This is a genomic window from Pseudomonas floridensis, from assembly GCF_002087235.1.
GTDB classification, from domain to species: domain Bacteria; phylum Pseudomonadota; class Gammaproteobacteria; order Pseudomonadales; family Pseudomonadaceae; genus Aquipseudomonas; species Aquipseudomonas floridensis.
The window spans coordinates 1-523 of record NZ_MUIO01000202.1; the positions used below are offsets into that span (position 1 = coordinate 1).

The following is a 523-nucleotide window of genomic DNA, read 5'->3' on the forward strand; positions in this document are numbered from 1 at the left end:
CGCCATCAAGTTTCCGGACATGGTCCACGCGTTCAAACCCGACCCACGCACCAACCTGGACAACGACTCGCGCCGTTTCGACTTCTTCTCCCACGTTCCGGAAGCCACGCGCACTCTGACATTGCTGTACTCCAACGAAGGCACGCCAGCCGGCTACCGCTTCATGGACGGCAACGGTGTACACGCCTACAAACTGGTCAACGCCAAGGGCGAAGTGCATTACGTCAAGTTCCACTGGAAAACCCTGCAGGGCATCAAGAACCTCGACCCGGCTGAAGTGGCCAAGGTTCAGTCCAAGGACTATAGCCACCTGACCAACGACCTGGTCGGCGCCATCAAGAAAGGCGACTTCCCGAAATGGGACCTGTACGTTCAGGTGCTCAAGCCTGAAGAGCTGGCCAAGTTCGACTTCGACCCACTGGACGCCACCAAGATCTGGCCGGATGTTCCCGAGAAGAAAATCGGTCAGATGGTCCTGAACAAGAACGTCGACAACTTCTTCCAGGAAACCGAGCAGGTCGCC

Annotated in this window: 1 pseudogene; it reads left to right on the forward strand. The window is 57.4% G+C overall.

What is annotated here, in order from left to right:
- Positions 1 to 523, forward strand: a pseudogene (katB, locus tag BZK31_RS28195) (catalase KatB); the annotation flags it as partial.